This is a genomic window from Aequorivita sp. KMM 9714 (assembly GCF_011065475.1).
GTDB classification, from domain to species: Bacteria; Bacteroidota; Bacteroidia; order Flavobacteriales; family Flavobacteriaceae; genus Aequorivita; species Aequorivita sinensis.
Map to the genome: position 1 here is coordinate 59,053 of NZ_JAAGRO010000001.1, position 16,815 is coordinate 75,867.

16 protein-coding genes are annotated in these 16,815 nt (G+C 33.6%); 7 read left to right on the top strand and 9 right to left on the bottom strand.

The window, feature by feature from the left end:
• Positions 1–318: 318 nt before the first annotated feature.
• Both G3A46_RS00265 and G3A46_RS00270 read left to right on the top strand, forming a co-directional pair.
• A complete protein-coding gene (locus G3A46_RS00265) occupies positions 319–1,374 on the top strand; it encodes a DUF4238 domain-containing protein (RefSeq protein ID WP_165144593.1) in 1,056 nt (351 codons plus the stop codon).
• A 1,119-nt stretch (positions 1,375–2,493) separates the two neighbouring features.
• A complete protein-coding gene (locus G3A46_RS00270) occupies positions 2,494–2,952 on the top strand; it encodes a hypothetical protein (protein WP_165144596.1) in 459 nt (152 codons plus the stop codon).
• A gap of 138 nt (positions 2,953–3,090) precedes the next feature.
• Here the strand turns inward: G3A46_RS00270 and G3A46_RS00275 are convergent, their stop codons facing one another.
• From G3A46_RS00275 to trmB, 3 genes are read right to left on the bottom strand one after another with little or no spacing between them, the layout of a single operon-like run.
• Positions 3,091–3,414, bottom strand: a complete 324-nt coding sequence (locus G3A46_RS00275) for an MGMT family protein (protein WP_165144599.1) — start codon at positions 3,412–3,414, stop codon at positions 3,091–3,093.
• Position 3,415: 1 nt separating this feature from the next.
• Positions 3,416–4,042, bottom strand: a complete 627-nt coding sequence (locus tag G3A46_RS00280; RefSeq protein ID WP_165144602.1) for a LysE family transporter — start codon at positions 4,040–4,042, stop codon at positions 3,416–3,418.
• Positions 4,043–4,080: 38 nt separating this feature from the next.
• The gene (gene trmB / locus G3A46_RS00285; RefSeq protein ID WP_165144605.1) at positions 4,081–4,755 is read right to left on the bottom strand and encodes a tRNA (guanosine(46)-N7)-methyltransferase TrmB; all 675 of its coding nucleotides are present in this window, start codon (positions 4,753–4,755) and stop codon (positions 4,081–4,083) included.
• Between the two features lie 181 nt (positions 4,756–4,936).
• Here trmB and G3A46_RS00290 point away from each other — a divergent pair, with 181 nt between their 5' ends.
• On the top strand, positions 4,937–6,004 hold the full coding sequence (locus tag G3A46_RS00290; protein ID WP_165144608.1) for a UDP-N-acetylglucosamine--N-acetylmuramyl-(pentapeptide) pyrophosphoryl-undecaprenol N-acetylglucosamine transferase: 1,068 nt from the start codon (positions 4,937–4,939) through the stop codon (positions 6,002–6,004).
• Here the strand turns inward: G3A46_RS00290 and G3A46_RS00295 are convergent.
• Both G3A46_RS00295 and G3A46_RS00300 read right to left on the bottom strand, forming a co-directional pair.
• Positions 5,978–7,015 carry an ATP-binding protein gene (locus G3A46_RS00295; protein WP_165144611.1) on the bottom strand — a complete coding sequence of 346 codons (1,038 nt, stop codon included), beginning with the start codon at positions 7,013–7,015 and terminating at the stop codon, positions 5,978–5,980. The genes G3A46_RS00290 and G3A46_RS00295 overlap by 27 nt on opposite strands.
• Positions 7,016–7,079: 64 nt before the next feature.
• Complete coding sequence (locus tag G3A46_RS00300) at positions 7,080–7,760, bottom strand: response regulator transcription factor (RefSeq protein WP_165144614.1); 681 nt, start codon at positions 7,758–7,760, stop codon at positions 7,080–7,082.
• Positions 7,761–7,978: 218 nt separating this feature from the next.
• On the opposite strand from G3A46_RS00300, the gene G3A46_RS00305 reads away from it, so the two are divergent.
• Positions 7,979–8,956 (top strand): T9SS type A sorting domain-containing protein, encoded by a 978-nt coding sequence (locus G3A46_RS00305; protein ID WP_165144617.1) that lies wholly within the window; start codon positions 7,979–7,981, stop codon positions 8,954–8,956.
• An 88-nt stretch (positions 8,957–9,044) separates the two neighbouring features.
• Positions 9,045–10,019 carry an acyl transferase gene (locus G3A46_RS00310; protein ID WP_165144620.1) on the top strand — a complete coding sequence of 325 codons (975 nt, stop codon included), beginning with the start codon at positions 9,045–9,047 and terminating at the stop codon, positions 10,017–10,019.
• Between the two features lie 180 nt (positions 10,020–10,199).
• Here G3A46_RS00310 and tyrS read toward each other — a convergent pair whose 3' ends face one another.
• Positions 10,200–11,498, bottom strand: a complete 1,299-nt coding sequence (gene tyrS, locus G3A46_RS00315; RefSeq protein ID WP_165144623.1) for a tyrosine--tRNA ligase — start codon at positions 11,496–11,498, stop codon at positions 10,200–10,202.
• Positions 11,499–11,763: 265 nt separating this feature from the next.
• Between tyrS and G3A46_RS00320 the strand changes: the two genes are divergently transcribed.
• Positions 11,764–12,774, top strand: coding sequence for an NAD-dependent epimerase/dehydratase family protein (locus tag G3A46_RS00320; RefSeq protein WP_165144626.1), 1,011 nt, complete (start codon positions 11,764–11,766; stop codon positions 12,772–12,774).
• Here G3A46_RS00320 and G3A46_RS00325 read toward each other — a convergent pair.
• The 3 genes from G3A46_RS00325 to G3A46_RS00335 are packed head-to-tail and all read right to left on the bottom strand — an operon-like array spanning position 12,766 to position 15,252.
• Positions 12,766–13,182 carry a DUF4296 domain-containing protein gene (locus G3A46_RS00325; protein WP_165144629.1) on the bottom strand — a complete coding sequence of 139 codons (417 nt, stop codon included), beginning with the start codon at positions 13,180–13,182 and terminating at the stop codon, positions 12,766–12,768. The two genes, G3A46_RS00320 and G3A46_RS00325, sit on opposite strands and share 9 nt — an antisense overlap.
• Positions 13,182–14,522: a dihydroorotase gene (locus tag G3A46_RS00330; protein ID WP_165144632.1), complete on the bottom strand. Its 1,341-nt coding sequence runs from the start codon at positions 14,520–14,522 to the stop codon at positions 13,182–13,184. The genes G3A46_RS00325 and G3A46_RS00330 overlap by 1 nt, the downstream gene beginning before the upstream one ends.
• Positions 14,503–15,252: a polyprenol monophosphomannose synthase gene (locus G3A46_RS00335; protein ID WP_165144635.1), complete on the bottom strand. Its 750-nt coding sequence runs from the start codon at positions 15,250–15,252 to the stop codon at positions 14,503–14,505. Before G3A46_RS00335 ends, G3A46_RS00330 begins: the two co-directional genes overlap by 20 nt.
• Before the next feature lie 805 nt (positions 15,253–16,057).
• Between G3A46_RS00335 and G3A46_RS00345 the strand changes: the two genes are divergently transcribed.
• Positions 16,058–16,807: a uroporphyrinogen-III synthase gene (locus tag G3A46_RS00345; RefSeq protein ID WP_165144641.1), complete on the top strand. Its 750-nt coding sequence runs from the start codon at positions 16,058–16,060 to the stop codon at positions 16,805–16,807.
• Positions 16,808–16,815 lie beyond the last annotated feature (8 nt).

The window sequence follows — 16,815 nt, forward strand, 5'->3', positions numbered from 1 at the left end:
CTTTTGATGGGTGTCTTTTACGAGTTTACCTTTGCGCTGATATTGATTGATTATTTATCTCAATTTTAGCGGACTTAATTCACGAATTTGGCTAGGAAATGAAGTGTCCCGTTCCAGCGTAGCGGACCGGGTTAACGGAATGGAAAGTCAAAATTGGGGATTGTGTCCAAGAATTTTTTGTAGGGAAGCTCTTTTCCCGAAATGAAGCTTTTTGCGAAATGTAGGGGAATGGGCTGAGTGGGATTGAATTTGAAAATGTTCTGTTTGAAAAAATAAAAAAAATAATAATATTTAAATTAGCAATCAATTTCGATATTTATGGCAGAAAAAAAGAAACAACATTACGTTCCAAAATTCTATTTGAAATTTTTCAGTAATAAGAATAATGGAAAACACCTAAAATTATGCTTAAAAAAATCAGGTGAAATTATTCAACAAGCAGATTTAGCCGGCCAAGCACAAGAATCTTATTTTTATGGTAAGGATTTAGAACGAGAAAAATGGTTTGGTAACATTGAGGATATCACTTCCATTATTCTAAAGAAAGTAGTTAAGACAAAGACTTTACCTAAAAATAAGTCTGATGAATATTATTGGATTTGGCTGTTTATTTTACTTCAAGCCTATCGTACGCGAGCAAATGCAGATGAGTTCAATAATATGATTGATAAAACAATGAAAACTGCAATGAAATTTGAATCTCAATTCAAAGAATTTGAATATGACAAATATTCCTTCGCGTACGATGACGCGATTGAAAAAACATTGGACATTCTGCTTAAGAGCCTGCCAATGATGATGGATATGCAAATTAAGCTACTCGTTAACAATACTTCCAAAAAAATTATAACAAGTGATAATCCAATATCAAAATACAATCAATTTTTAGAATCACGAAAATTTCCTTACGGACACAATGGTATGGCAAGTAAAGGTTTACAGATTTTTTATCCATTAGCTCCAGATTTAATGGCGTTAATGTACGATCCCAAAGTATATAAAGTAGGAAATAGAAAACAATTCAGTCAAATAGTAATGAACGAAAAAGATATAGAAGTGTTGAATGTTTTAACATGTTTATATGCAAATAAGGCTTTGTATTCCACAAATAATGTAACCGACCTTCAATTTGAACAATTGCTGGAAAAATCCAACAAATTTAAAAATCAAAAGAAATTGGAATTAAAGTATTTTGAATCAGTTAAGAACGATGATGATACCGAATCGGTAATTGTGCAACAGCATAAAACCCCGTATATGCTTAATCTTGGCTTATCTTTTATTAAACAAACACAGCACGCCAAATCTTATAAATTATCAGGTTATTATGCGGAAATAAGAGATGAACGCTATCGAAATAGCTTAAACAGATAGAATTAAGTGAAAAAAATAAGAAATATTTCGAATATTTAAAACGGACTTAACTTCAAAGGTGTAAATGGGAATGGAGTTTGGCCGCTTTCCGAATTTTCTCGGGAATGTGAGGACAAGTGGAATGGAAATCGGAAGCTTTGGAGTTGTGTCCAAGAGTTTTGTAGTGAAGTGCTTTTCCCGGAATGTAGTTTTTTCGCGAAATGTAGAGGAAATGTGCTGAACAGGTTTAAAAACTGAACTTGGTTTTTAGTAGGATAAGGCAGTCTTAAGCACTCAAAGATATAGATTATAATGGAGTTTTACCGCTTCCCGATTTTTTTAGGAATGATCGGATAAGTGGAGTGGGTATCGAGATACTCGGAGTTGTTGCTAAGAGCTTTGTAGAAAGGCTCTTTTCCTGGAAAGGTGCTTTTCACAGAATGCAGGGGAAAATGCTGAATAGGATATAAGTAACAAATTTGATTCTCAGTCGGATTTAAAGCGGACTACGTTTAAAATTTCGGATTGGAATGAAGCGTCCATGTCCGGTGCAGCGGATCGGGTAGGGAAGGGAAAGCAGAAATTGAGGATGGTATCCAAGACTTTTGGAATGGAACTTTTCGCAAAATGCAGGGGAATGTGCTGAACAGGCAATGAATTCGTATGAGGATAAAAGGATTTAATTTTTATTGATATTAAATGTTATTAATTGAAAAGAATTACTATTTTTGCATCAGACGAAACAAATTGAACTACAACTCACGAGAATTAGTTCACAAATCGTCAACATAGATAAAAATATTTGGCAGAAATGCCACAGTGATTGGACTCGTTGAGCAAGGTTCGAGTCTCGTCCAGACCGCTACTTCGACTTCGCTAAGTAAACGCGAAGTAGTAAAAGAAGTTGTGTTGAGTCACTTTAAGGTGGCTTGTGGTTTAGAAATAGACCGATGAGAAGCTTTTCCACACGGAGAGGCTTTTTTTGTTTTGCGTATATTTTGTGTAGTTAAACCTTTAATAGAAAAAACAGCAATGCTTTCTTTAGAGAATTTGTAAGTTTTACCTAGATTTAAACTCTATTCAAATTGCTTTGCAGAAATAATTTGTAAATAATAATATTTACGCTTCAATTGGTTATTTATGAAAAAAAATATTTTAGTATTATTTCTGTTATGTTTTAGCACTTCTATTTTTTGTCAATCCATAGAATCAAAAAGAGAAAAAATGGTTGATTTGATTAATACAGGGTTTAAAAAAATTGACGTAGGTAAAAGTTACAAACGGTTTGCAAGAAGTGAAGGGAACGAGCTTTATGTTTTTATTCAAGACCGGTTAGCTTTAGACCGAAACACTTTTAATCCTTTACATAAAAAATTTGTAGATAGGTATTGTTATAGTGCGGGATACTTTCTTTTCGAAGATGAATTTGTGAAACAGTTTTACATTCAGGAATTAAGATATGTAAAAATTATATTCAATTTAGAATTGACTTTAGAAGATTTTTCTCAATTAAAATATTCTCGGGAAATATCTCAAACGGATTTAATAGATTTAAACATTCCTTTTACTGAGGGAGAATTTAGAGAAATTCTACAATAAATTAATTTTAATTTCTATTTGATTATATATCACTTCTCATAGCTATTAATATCAGTTTTATTCTTTGAGGGAATTTTATTGGATCAAGAACAATTGTTGTGTTTATGCAAAAATTATGGTTTGTCTATCCAAAAAAACCTACAACTCCTTCCCTGGATCCCAGAAAATTTCATCAAAATCTTGAATTTGATTATCAACCACTACAACGCCTTCACTTTCTAGAAGTTGTTGCATTAAGTTAGAACCTTTAAAGTGGTGTTTCCCTGTTAACAGTCCTTTTCTGTTTACAACTCTATGTGCGGGCACTTCAGCTTTGTTGCTATTGTTTAATGCCCATCCTACCATCCGCGCGCTTCTTGATGCTCCTAAGTAATTTGCAATAGCTCCGTATGAAGTTACCCGTCCGTATGGGATAAGTGCTGTAACTTGATAAACTTTTTCAAAAAAGCCTGTATCAGACATTCTAGATTTCTCTTAAAATTTTAAATAATGTAATTATGGAAATGGCCGCAGTTACAAGTCCGATTACATAATTCATATTCAAACTCAACTTTTTAGAATGTTCCTTAGGTCTAAAAAACTGAACGTATAAGGCAAGACTAGAGTAAGTTCCTATTCCGGAACCAATAACTGCCATCCAAATTTCGAGTTGTGAAAAGGAAAATAACTCGAAAGCAGAAAAAGTTATACTTAGATACATCCAGTATGGTAGCGGCAGTAAATTTAGCATTGCAATAAAAATTCCTAAGAAAAATCTATTTCTTTTAGAGTTGTGTTCGCGATCACGAATCTCCCGGCGGGTATCTTTTGCAATAAAAAAGAAGTAAACTGTTAGGCTAATAAATATGCCTAAAGCCACTTTCTGAAGCATGCTAACCACTTCAGGGTGTTGCTCGATATAGCGCGCTAAGATAAGCGCTATATACGTTTGAGTCATTACAGTAATACAAACACCTAAAGCAAAAAGAAAAGCTCGTTTTCTGCCTTCCTTCATGCTAATTTTAGCAGCATACATATTTATTAACCCAGGAGGCAAAACACCTAAAAACGACCCTAGAAATCCTATTAAAAAATTGTAAACTAATGTCATTCAGGGGTGTTCTTTTTGTGAATATACTAATTTTATTTCTAACGAAATTTGAATCTAATATAGGTTATCTTCTTTCCTTTCTCTAAATATTGATTTTCGTAAAAAGTTTGAATATTAGTAACTGCTTCTGGTGCGCCATCACTTCCATATACATCGTGATGTGCATATTCAATAGTTTCACGTAGCCCGTGAAGCAAACCAAGAGTGTAACCGTGCATAAATTCACTGTCAGTTTTTAAGTGCACTACTCCACCTGGCTTTAATATCTTTTTATATTTATTTAAAAAGTCTTCGTTTGTTAATCTGTGCTTAGTACGCTTGTATTTTATTTGCGGATCTGGAAACGTAATCCAAATTTCATCTACTTCATTTTCCTCAAAAATATGATCAACAAGTTCGATTTGGGTGCGTAGGAAACCAACGTTGTCTAGGTTTTCTTCCAAGGCACTTTTTGCACCGCGCCAAAAACGGGCTCCTTTAATATCTATTCCTAAGAAGTTAGTTTTCGGGTTTAGTTTTGCAAGACTTACCGAATACTCTCCTTTACCACAACCTAGCTCTAAAACCAAAGGGTTATCGTTTTTAAAGAAATTTTTACGCCAGTTACCTTTAAGCTTAAGTAAATCGCCTATTACCTCTTCTCGTGAGGGTTGCACCACATTATCAAAAGTTTCATTTTCTCTAAAGCGCTTCAGTTTATTTTTACTTCCCAATGTATATAAAGTTATGAGTTATTGAATATTTGGTTTCTAGCCTTTATTGGATTTACCCGATTATTTCCTGCCCGAACTGCAACTTTGATAAACACAAACGTGTAAACCATAAGCTGTTCCCTTGCAGGTTGACAAAATTAATGAAATATAACTTCGCGGCAATTATTGCTACCTTTGTTTTATGCGGAAAAACAACACAATATTAGTGGCTCCATTAAATTGGGGGCTTGGGCATGCTACACGGTGTATCCCCATTATCCGCGCACTTCTAGAATACAATTACAATGTGTTAATTGCTTCGGATGGAGAAGCTCTAAAAATTCTCCAAAAAGAATTTCCACTTCTTGAATCGTTAAACCTACCTTCATACAACATCACCTACCCCAAAAAAGGTAGTCATTTTAAGTGGAAAATGTTTCTAAAACTTCCTCGAATTCAAAAAGCAATTGCAGCGGAAAAACGAATTGTAAAAAATTTAGTCGATACTGGAAAAATCAATGGAATTATAAGCGACAATAGGTTCGGCGTAAGAAACGCAGGAATTCCTTCCGTATTCATAACACATCAATTAAACGTATTGTCGGGAGGCACTTCTTATTTAAGCAGTAAAATCCACCAAAAGATCATCAAGAAATTTGATGTTTGCTGGGTACCAGATGTAGATGATTTAATTATGAACCTCAGCGGGAAATTAGGACATTTAAAACGCCATCCTTTTCCAATAAAATACATTGGCATCTCCAGCAGAATGATGAAAAACGAGCTACCTAAAACCACCGATGTTTTAGTACTTATTTCTGGTCCGGAACCGCAACGCTCAATTTTTGAAGAGAAACTAAAACAGACATTTAAAAAAACTGATAAGAATGTTTTAATGGTGCGAGGTGTTATAGAAAATGAACAGGTATGGCAAGATTTCGAAAATATAAAAACAGTGAATTTTATGATGAGTAATGAACTTGAAGATGCTATTAATTCAAGCAAATTAGTTATCTCACGATCTGGCTACACTACATTAATGGACTTAACGGTATTAGAAAAAAAAGCATATTTTATTCCGACACCTGGACAATACGAACAGAAATATTTGGCGAATCGGTTAAAGAATCTTGGAATCGCCCCTTCTTGTAAGCAGAAAAATTTTTCTTTGGATAAACTTGATGCAGTAGAAAACTATAAAGGCTTGGAGCAAATAGTCCAACAGCCTATTAATTATTCGGAATTATTTTCCCTTTTCGAGCGTAAATGAAAACTCCGATCCTATTCCGTATTGGCTTTCTACATAAATCTTTTCTTTATGAGCCTCAACAATATGTTTTACAATAGAAAGTCCTAGTCCACTTCCACCCTCTTTTCTAGAACCACTTTTATCTACTCTGTAAAAACGTTCAAAAATTCGCTTTAGGTTTTCTTGTAAAATCCCTTCTCCATTATCGGTAATCCTTAATAGAATTTTATTTTTACCGATATTATCAAAGCCTACTTCGGTAGTACCTTCCTTCCTACCATATTTAATTGAATTGACAATTAAGTTTGTTAGCACTTGTTCAATCCTTTCCTTATCGGCATTTACAATAATTGGCTCTTTGTATTCCTTATCAAAAACCAGAGAAATATTCTTCTTCGCGGCTTTCATTTCTAATAAGTCGAATATACTTTGAACTAACTCTATTATATTGAAATCCTCTTTTTTAAGAACAAGCCCACCTATTTCCAACTTTGCAATCATATCGAGTTCATTTACGATATAAGCAAGTCTTTCTACTCCTTTACTAGCCCTTTTAAGATACTCTTTTCGTACTTTTTTATCGTCTAACGCTCCGTCTAACAGCGTTAGAATATAACTTTGAACTGTAAACAATGGGGTTTTTAGCTCGTGAGAAACATTACCCATAAATTCTTTTCGGTAATTCTCACGAATATTTAAGGATTCTATTTCGGTTTTTTTATCGTTTACATAGCGTTCAACTTCCTTAGTTAGGCCTTCCAAATCTGTAGTTACAGAAGGTTGAGGAAAGTCCTTTTCGTATAAAACACTTACATCCTTGTAAATTTTCTTTATTCGCAGATAAATAAATTTTTCAACCCGATACTGAAGGATTATATACGAAATGAAAAATAGAATTACGAAATAAAGCAGTAACCAACCCGTAATGCTTTCCTTTAAAGCATATTGAAAAGCAACCAATCCCAAAACTGAGAATAGCGCTATCAAAAATGCTGTGGAGGCGGCAAATCTATATTTTTTTGAAATTTTCATCTATAGAAGGTCGGTTAACTTTTCAATTTATTAAATTAAAGAAAAGAAGATAACAGTAGGTGTTTTAAATCACGAATTTATAACCAACACCTTTAACTGTTTTAAACCTTTCGTCGCCTATTTTCTCGCGAAGTTTACGAATGTGTACATCAATGGTTCGACCTCCTACAATAACGTCATTTCCCCAAATACTATCTAAAATATTCTCACGCTTAAACACTTTACCCGGTTTTGATGCAAGTAGTGCTAGGAGTTCAAACTCTTTCTTTGGAAGCATTATCTCTTCATTTCCTAGCAAGATCTTATACTCTTCGCGATTGATAACTAGATCACCTAATTTCATTTTATCGCTTTCTTCCTCATCCTTAAACCTGCGAAGCAAAGCTTTTACCTTACTTACAAGAACCTTTGGCTTTATAGGTTTTGTAATATAATCGTCTGCTCCAGCGTCTAAGCCAGCAACTTGTGAAAAATCTTCACCGCGAGCGCTTAAAAACGTAATCACTGTTTCTGATAAATCTGGAATAGATCTTATTTTTTCGCACGCTTCAATGCCATCCATTTTAGGCATCATAACATCCATAATGATAAGATGAGGCTTTACTTTTTTAGCCTTATCGATTGCCTCAACACCATTTTCTGCAGTTTCAATTTTATATCCTTCTAGCGCTAAATTGTATCGCACTATTTCAAGAATATCTGGTTCGTCATCTACTAATAAAATTGTTATATCCTTTTTTTTCATACTTAAAACCAGTTGTTTTTTGATGCTGTAAAGATACTATTATTAATCGCAGGATAACTTTAGCACGTTTATTGTTAACTATAAGATAACCTTAGGGTAACATTTTGATTAACTAACAAATTAATACGAAATAAATTTAATACAATCACAATATACTGATTTTCAGTTATTTAATTGATTTATTTTGTATATTTACTAATCAACAAAAAAATCTTGCCATGAAAAAAATTACTTTATTTGCCGCACTCCTCGTTAGTGTTGTAACTTTTTCTCAGATAGCAAGTACTAGCTTTGAAGAGCCAGAGGTGTTTGCTGGGAAGTACACAGATACAGGCGACCCCAATGTTGCACACGACTTGCTTAACAACACCAATGAACCTCTTGTGAATTTTACAAGTACAGGCATAGAACTAGGTTTTAAAGCCTCATACATTCCTTACGACACTCCAGGCGTTGGCTCTACCGATGGAGATTTCGTTGGCGTAACCAAAACTAAACCTTCTTCAACTGTAACCTTTACAGATGGTGCTAATGGATATAGAATGAGTGATACTGATGGAAACTTTATTTTAAAGTTTGACGATGTTGATTTATCGGGAGTATCTGCACCTGTGGTTTTTGTTGATTTTCTTTTATCTATTAATAGTAATCCTACTAAAGGGAATTATGAAGGCAACGGAACTATTAACGAATCTGGACACGATAGACTTAGAATCTATGTGAAGGATTTAACCAACCAAGTTGAAATTGATTTATTCAATTCAACAGGCAGCAATCTTGATGACTTCGTTCCGTTCGACTCGTCTAAAGGTGAATATGTTTTACAATGGCAAACTGTAGAAGCACAACTATCTCCCGATACTATTGTACAATTGGTGATTGAAGGAAGAAATAATGCTACCTCAGAATCGTTTTGGTTTGATAATATTGTTTTTGATGGCGCAATAGGTGTAAAAGATTTTTCAAAGTATAAAGCTAACATTTACCCAAATCCAGCAGAGAAAGGATATATCTATATAACATCCAACCTGAATGACAATAAAAAAATCACAATCTATGATATACTGGGTAAAGAAATATTATCAACAACAATAAAAGGCGATAGGCTTGATATATCTAATTTGAACAGTGGTGTTTATATTTTGAATATTGAACAAGGAAAGAATTCCACCATTAAAAAGCTTATCGTTAGATAAAGCTTCGAGAATAAAACTTTTAAAGCTCTTGTTTTGGCAAGGGCTTTTTTATTTATCTATTTTTGAAAAAAATTACTCCCTTAAAAATATGCTCGAAAAGGAAATTTTCAATATCACTTCTCCCGAAGAATTTGAGAAAATTGCATTGGAGGTCTTCCGCTTTCAATATGAAAATATAGAGGTATATCAGAAGTTTTGTAACTATCTAAATGTAAACTCTTCAGAAGTGAAATCTTTAAAAGAAATTCCTTTTCTTCCTATTCAATTTTTCAAAAGCCACAAGATAATTGCTAAAAACTCAGTGGAAGAAACAATTTTTACAAGTAGTGGGACTACTGGAAGTATTACAAGTAAGCATTATGTTGGAAGCTTAAAATTGTACGAAACAAGTTTCTTAAAGGCTTTTAAAAACCAATACGGGAATCCAGAAGAATATACCATCTTAGCTCTTCTTCCCTCTTATTTAGAGCGGGAAGGATCTTCACTTATTTATATGGTAGAAGATTTAATTAACAAAAGTAACAATCCTAATAGCGGTTTCTACCTTTATGAAACTGATAAACTAATTGAGAAACTTGAGTTTCTAGAACAAAGAGAGCAGAAAACAATTCTTATAGGTGTGTCTTACGCTTTGTTGGATTTAATTGAAAAAAGAAATTTTCAATTAAAAAATACTATTGTTATGGAAACTGGAGGCATGAAAGGCAGAAGGAAAGAAATGATAAAAGAGGAGTTACACGAAATCTTAAAAAATGGCTTTGGAGTAGAAAAAATTCACAGTGAATACGGGATGACTGAATTACTTTCACAAGCGTATTCTATTGGGAATGGTGTTTTTTCTTGTCCGCCTTGGATGAAAATTCTAACTCGCGACACTGAAGATGCGCTTACCTATACCATTGAAAAAACTGGAGGTATAAATGTAATCGATCTTGCCAATCTTTACTCCTGTTCTTTTATTGCCACACAAGACTTAGGGAAGACTTTTTGTGACGATACGTTCGAAGTTATAGGCCGCTTCGACAACAGCGATGTGCGCGGTTGTAACCTGATGGTTTTTTAATTATTTTTTTAACATTATTTTATTATATGTAAACGTAAGTAACTCAAAAACGTTACGACATATCCTCTATGAAAAAGTGATGATTTTTCATAATTTGGTTGGTTAGTTAATCTGAAAATCCCCGTGCATTCAATGCCGGGGATTTTTAATTTTTTGGAATTAACTTAAACCGCTTAGAGTTTATACCACTTTTATAATAAAATAATTCTTCTTACCTCTTTGTAAAAGAACAAATTGATTGTTAATCAAATCGTTTTCAGTAACAGTAAAATCGTCTGAAACTTTTTCTTTGTTAACTGAAATTGAATTTTCTTTTAAAGCGCGACGAGCTTCACCATTCGATTTTAAAAATCCTGTTTTTTCAGCTAATGCGCCGATAATATCAACTCCATTTTTAATGTCTTCCTTAGATATTTCAGCTTGAGGCACTCCGTCGAAAACATCAAGAAATGTTTGCTCATTTAATTGTTTTAAATCTTCTGAAGTAGATTTTCCAAACAAAATTTCTGAAGCTTTTACAGCATTTTCAAATTCTTCTTCACTGTGCACTGTAGTTGTAACTTCTTGAGCCAATCTTTTCTGAAGCAAACGCATATGTGGTGCTTCTCTATGTTCAGCAATTAAAGCTTCAATAGTATCTCTATCTAAGAACGTGAAAACCTTAATGTATTTTTCAGCATCTTCATCACTAGTATTCAACCAATATTGGTAAAACTTGTAAGGTGACGTTTTATTAGCGTCAAGCCAAACGTTGCCGCCTTCACTTTTTCCAAATTTAGTTCCATCGCTCTTTGTAATCAACGGACACGTAAGAGCGTAGCCTTTTGTGCTGTCCATTCTTCTTAAAAGCTCGGTACCAGTTGTAATATTTCCCCATTGATCGCTACCTCCCATTTGTAAGGTACAGTCTAAGTTTCTGTTCAAATGAACAAAATCATATCCTTGAATCAATTGGTAAGTAAATTCTGTAAACGATAAACCATCGGCACTCTCACCACTCAATCTAGTTTTTACAGAATCTTTAGCCATCATATAATTTACAGTGATATGCTTACCAACGTTACGAATAAAATCAAGGAAAGAAAATTCCTTAATCCAATCGTAATTGTTTACAAGCACAGCTTGATTTTCAGCTCCTGAAGTAAAATCTAGGAATTGTGATAATTGATTTCTAACACCTTCTTGATTCCTTTTTAAGGTTTCTTCATCTAACAAATTTCGTTCGCTACTCTTCATTGAAGGATCCCCAATCATTCCTGTAGCCCCACCAACTAAAGCAACAGGTCTATGTCCGCAACGCTGATAAAACGACAAAAGCATAATAGGAACAAGATTCCCAATGTGTAACGAATCTGCAGTTGGGTCAAATCCAACATACGCAGAACGCATGGTTTCCATAAGGTGCTCTTCAGTTTCTGGCATTACATCGTGTATCATGCCTCGCCATTGTAGTTCTTCAACGAAATTTTTTAGCTTCATTTTGTATTTTTTTTGTACAGTGCTTTGTTGCGGAATTTAAGGGTGCAAAGATACGTTTATCGATTAAAGATTCAATGTTCAAGAATTATAATTTGAATTAGTTATGTTACACTAAGCATGTAGAAGTGCAATTCACTTTGAAAACAAACAACAAATATTTATTATACAAGAAGCTATTTTCCTTCGAACAAGTTGCTTCAATTGTACTATAAACATAATTGAATTTGAATTTCGAATTCGAATTCCTTTTGACTATTTTAGCTTTATGATTTTAGTTACTGGTGGTACAGGTTTAGTAGGCTCACATCTTTTATATTTTCTTTTACAGGAAAATGAAAAAGTGCGAGCAATTCACAGAGCAAAAAGCGATTTAAATTCTGTAAAAAAAATCTTTGCATTATACACTTCGGATGTTGATTCACTTTACAATAAAATTGAATGGGTAGAAGCTAGTGTAAACGATATTCCTGCACTAACAGAAGCTTTTAAAAATATCACACGAGTTTATCATTGTGCCGCAATAATCAGCTTCGACCCTTCAGAATACAAACTTCTCAAAAAAGTAAATATTGAAGGCACAGCCAATATTGTAAATATTTCTCTTGCAAACGACATAAAGAAGTTATGTTATGTTAGTTCAGTTTCTACCTTAGGAAGCAACATAGTAGATAAATATATCTCTGAAGAAACACCATGGAATTCTGATGAAAAAAACAGCGTTTATGCTATTACGAAATACGGTGCTGAAATGGAAGTATGGCGCGGTACTCAGGAAGGCTTAGATGCCGTAATAGTTAATCCTGGAGTAATCCTCGGCACCTCCCCGAATAATGATGGTAGCGGAGTTATAGTAGGTTTAGGCGCCAAAGGAATTCCTTTTTACCCTAGTGGATCGATGGGCATTGTAGACATAAAAGACGTAGTGCGCGCAATGATCTTATTGATGAACTCTGAGATTAAGAATGAACAGTATATTGTAGTAGGTGAAAACATTACTTTTAAAGAGTTGTTATCCAAACTAGCTGTACTATTTGAAAAGAAACCACCTACAAAGAAACTTTCTAAAGGAATTATGCTATTTATTAGCGGAATAGACTGGCTACTGAATAAGCTTTTTAACATCAAGAGAAAAGTTGTAAAAGCTAATGTCTTGTCAATGTTTACCAATACTGCCTACAATACAGATAAACTAAGAAATCAATTCGATTTTAAGTACACACCAACCGATGAAACACTAAAAAGAATTGTAACTGAAATTAAACAAGCATCAATTTAAACTGTCGACTTTATTAGCCGAATTTAATCTTTCACTAATACTGTCTCTTCTAGCCCTATCTAACTTAATAATGCTATCCATTTCTTCCCGCATAGACAATAATTCACTTTCTACTTTTTGAATCATTACCATATAACTATTCACATCGGAAGCATAATATGCATTACTTTTTGCAAACTGTAAACTATCAATTTGATACTTAGCATAAATCATAGAATCTATCTTTATGCCTTTTGAAATAATTGCCTTGTTATTTACACTTCTAGCCGCATTAATTAGATAAGTTTCCTTAAGAATTTCAATCATTTTATCTTTAGCAATGAGGTTTTCGGGCTTTTCAGGCATATTAACATCCTGACAGCCTAAAGCACTTAAAACGAAAAATATTAAAATGAGTGATTGTTTCATTATCTATTAAAAGTAAGTCTTTCTGGGTTGCTTTTGTTTGGGAATTTTGAGTTTTCGTAAACTACAACACCATTTACTAAGGTATGGGTAACTCGTGATTTAAAGATTTTTCCATCAAAAGGTGACCAACCACATTTATAAAGAATATTTTCTTTTTTCACATTCCAAGGTGAATTCAAATCAACAAGAACTAAATCGGCTTTGTAACCTTCGCGAATAAAACCACGTTCTTTTATTTGAAACAATATCGCCGGATTATGAGCTGTCTTCTCAACAATTTTCTCAAGAGATATCTTTCCTTGGTGATATAACTCCAACAAAGCTACTAATGCGTGCTGCACTAAAGGTCCCCCTGAAGGTGCGTTTAAATAGTTATTATTTTTCTCCTCTAAGGTATGTGGCGCGTGGTCTGTTGCTATTACATCTATGCGATCATCCAAAAGTGCTTTTAGCAATCCATCCTTATCCTTTTGAGTTTTTACAGCAGGATTCCATTTAATTTTAGTGCCTTTGCTTTTATAATCCTCATCTGTAAACCATAAGTGATGCACACAAACTTCGGCCGTAATTTTCTTTTCTGCCAATGGCTTTTTATTGCTAAAAAGATGAGTTTCTTTTTCTGTTGAAACATGAAATACATGAAGTCTAGCTCCAGTTTTTTGAGCGAGTTTTATTGCTCTAGACGATGAAATATAACAAGCCTCCTCACTTCTAATTTTTGGATGCATTTCAATTGGAATATCCTCACCGTATTCAGCTTTATATTTTTCTAAATTTTGTTTTATAGTTGCCTCATCCTCACAATGTGCAGAAATTAGCAAGTTTGTTTTGCTGAAAATTTCTTCTAATATTTTTGGATCGTCCACCAACATATTTCCTGTTGAAGAACCAAGAAACAGTTTTAAACCTGCTACTTTTTTAGGGTCTACTTTTAGAATTTCTTCCAAGTTATTGTTGGTTCCACCAAACATAAACGAATAGTTAGCCCAAGAACTTTTAGAAGCTATCTCAAACTTTTCTTCTAGCAAATCGATTGTGGTAGCCTGAGGAACTGTGTTTGGCATTTCGATAAATGAAGTAATACCTCCAGCAACTGCGGCTTTAGACTCAGTTTCAATATTTGCTTTATGTGTTAACCCTGGTTCTCTAAAGTGTACTTGGTCATCAATCATCCCTGGCAATAAATAGCTTCCGTCAGCATCAATGATTTTAGTATCGGCAGTTTTCATACTGATTGTTTCCGACACCTCCGTAATTCGTCCATCATTTACAAGCACATCGCCTTTAAAGATTTTCCCTTCATTTACAATATTCGCATTCTTAATTAAAACTGCTTTCATTGAATTTTTTTCTATTAAATACACTTTTGAGTTTCATTGCAATTACACCAAAAATAGCTTCAGAAATTATTCCAGAACTCATTTTTGATTCGCCTTTTGTTCTATCGGTAAAAATTACCGGTACTTCTGTTATTTTAAAATTACTTAGGTGAGCCTTAAACTTCATTTCAATTTGAAATGCGTACCCCACAAAACGTATGTTGTTCAGATTTATTTTTTGCAGTACTTCTCTTTTATAACAAATAAAACCAGCCGTAGTATCATAAATATCTACTCCCATGATAAGACGTACATATTTTGAAGCTAACCAAGAAAGCAAAACCCTGCTCATTGGCCAATTTACTACGTTTACACCGGTAACATACCTCGAACCGATAGCCATATCGTTACCGTCTTTATGGCAAGCATTGTACAAGCGAATTAAATCGTTTGGATTATGCGAAAAATCGGCATCCATCTCAAAGATATAATCGTAATTATTAGCTAATCCCCATTTAAACCCAGCAATATATGCCGAACCTAAACCTGTTTTCTTTGTACGTTTTAATATAAAAAGTTTTTCGGGGTAAGTATCAAAATTTGCTTCTACCACTTGTCCTGTACCATCAGGGGAGTTGTCATCTACAACCAAAACGTGAAATTCGCGCTGTAATGAAAATATAGTGCGCAAAAGTCGCTCTATATTTTCAATTTCATTGTAGGTTGGCACCACCACTAACGCCTTAGACATACTGCAATTTTAGCGCAAATGTACCCTTTTTTGCTCAAATAATTGTGAAGATAATTCTATTTGACGCTTTAATCTGAAACTATAATTTACCGTACCTTTGCTAAAAATTTATTGCGTGGAATTTAGCGAAAGAATAATAATCTCTTCAGATTGGGCTACATTTTTGCTTGTTGGCTGCTTCGCTCTATTTGCCGTTGCAAAATATTTTTATCCTCGTAGATTTCAAGAGTTCTCTTTACTCCCGATTACCAATCAATATTTCTTTGTACACGGAAAAAGTGATGAGTTAAAACATCCTTTCAACATGCTGTTATTTGCAACGCAAATAATAAGTGTTTCGATTTTCGCTTACATATTATATACCGTTTTCAATCCATCTGAGGTTCAGAACAATAAGTGGCTTTTTGTGCAAATTTGCACTGCTTATAGTTTGTTTGTTTTAATTAAATTTTCACTAGAAAAGATCATAGCAAACATCTTTTCATTAGACCTGATTATCAACAACTATTTGTATCAAAAACTTAGTTATCGAAACTATCTGGGTATTTTATTCTTTATTGGCAATTTATTCTTCCTTTATATTTATCCACCAACAGCTACTTCAATACTCATCTTTACCTCCATTTTACTAGTGTTAAACGCTATTGTACTGTTATACAGTTATAAAAAAAATGGAGATTTAATATTAGGTAATTTCTTGTATTTTATTTTGTATCTTTGCGCACTTGAAATAGCACCTTATATAATCCTTTATAAATTGTTTATTTAGATCGGATTTTGTCTCATTAAAAAATCACAATTCCTTATGAAAGTGAAAACTATTTTGGTTTCCCAGCCTGAGCCTAAAATTGAAAACTCGCCTTATTTTGACCTTATTGAGAGGCAGAAGGTAAAGATAGATTTCGTTCCTTTCATTCACGTTGAAGGCGTTTCTAGTAAAGAAGTCCGCACTCAGAAGGTTGATCTTACAAAATACACGGCTTTAATTCTTACAAGTCGAAATTCTGTAGATCATTTTTTTCGTATTGCAGAAGAGCTTAGATTTAAGGTTCCAGATTCTATGAAATATTTTTGCCAAAGTGAAGCTGTAGCTTACTATCTGCAAAAATATGTAGTTTATAGAAAGAGAAAAATCTATGTTGGGCAAAGAACATTCCCAGAACTAGCTCCTCTTATTAAGAAGTATAAGAATGAAAAATTCTTATTACCTACATCAGACAAATTAAAGCCTGAAGTGCCAGCGGTACTAAATGAACTTAAAGTAGATTGGAAAGAAGCAACTTTTTACAAAACAGTAATTAGCGATTTATCTAATCTTCGCGATGTTTATTACGATATCTTGGTATTCTTTAGCCCAAGCGGAATAGAATCATTATTCGAAAACTTCCCAGATTTCAAGCAAAACAACACTCGCATTGCTGTTTTCGGGAATACTACAGTAAAGGCAGCTACTGAGTTAGGTTTACGCGTAGACATACAAGCTCCAACACCTGAAACACCATCTATGACTATGGCATTGGAGAAATACATAAAAGAAGTTAATAATAAGAAATAATATTCACT

Coding starts and splice junctions, on each gene's coding strand:
- G3A46_RS00270 (WP_165144596.1), top strand. CDS start 2,494: ATGAAAAAAAATATTTTAGTATTATTTCTGTTATGTTTTAGCACTTCT.
- tyrS (WP_165144623.1), bottom strand. CDS start 11,498: ATGAAGCTAAAAAATTTCGTTGAAGAACTACAATGGCGAGGCATGATA.
- G3A46_RS00305 (WP_165144617.1), top strand. CDS start 7,979: ATGAAAAAAATTACTTTATTTGCCGCACTCCTCGTTAGTGTTGTAACT.
- G3A46_RS00310 (WP_165144620.1), top strand. CDS start 9,045: ATGCTCGAAAAGGAAATTTTCAATATCACTTCTCCCGAAGAATTTGAG.
- G3A46_RS00330 (WP_165144632.1), bottom strand. CDS start 14,522: ATGAAAGCAGTTTTAATTAAGAATGCGAATATTGTAAATGAAGGGAAA.
- G3A46_RS00325 (WP_165144629.1), bottom strand. CDS start 13,182: ATGAAACAATCACTCATTTTAATATTTTTCGTTTTAAGTGCTTTAGGC.
- G3A46_RS00320 (WP_165144626.1), top strand. CDS start 11,764: ATGATTTTAGTTACTGGTGGTACAGGTTTAGTAGGCTCACATCTTTTA.
- G3A46_RS00295 (WP_165144611.1), bottom strand. CDS start 7,015: ATGAAAATTTCAAAAAAATATAGATTTGCCGCCTCCACAGCATTTTTG.
- G3A46_RS00300 (WP_165144614.1), bottom strand. CDS start 7,760: ATGAAAAAAAAGGATATAACAATTTTATTAGTAGATGACGAACCAGAT.
- G3A46_RS00265 (WP_165144593.1), top strand. CDS start 319: ATGGCAGAAAAAAAGAAACAACATTACGTTCCAAAATTCTATTTGAAA.
- G3A46_RS00335 (WP_165144635.1), bottom strand. CDS start 15,252: ATGTCTAAGGCGTTAGTGGTGGTGCCAACCTACAATGAAATTGAAAAT.
- G3A46_RS00275 (WP_165144599.1), bottom strand. CDS start 3,414: ATGTCTGATACAGGCTTTTTTGAAAAAGTTTATCAAGTTACAGCACTT.
- G3A46_RS00280 (WP_165144602.1), bottom strand. CDS start 4,042: ATGACATTAGTTTACAATTTTTTAATAGGATTTCTAGGGTCGTTTTTA.
- G3A46_RS00290 (WP_165144608.1), top strand. CDS start 4,937: ATGCGGAAAAACAACACAATATTAGTGGCTCCATTAAATTGGGGGCTT.
- G3A46_RS00345 (WP_165144641.1), top strand. CDS start 16,058: ATGAAAGTGAAAACTATTTTGGTTTCCCAGCCTGAGCCTAAAATTGAA.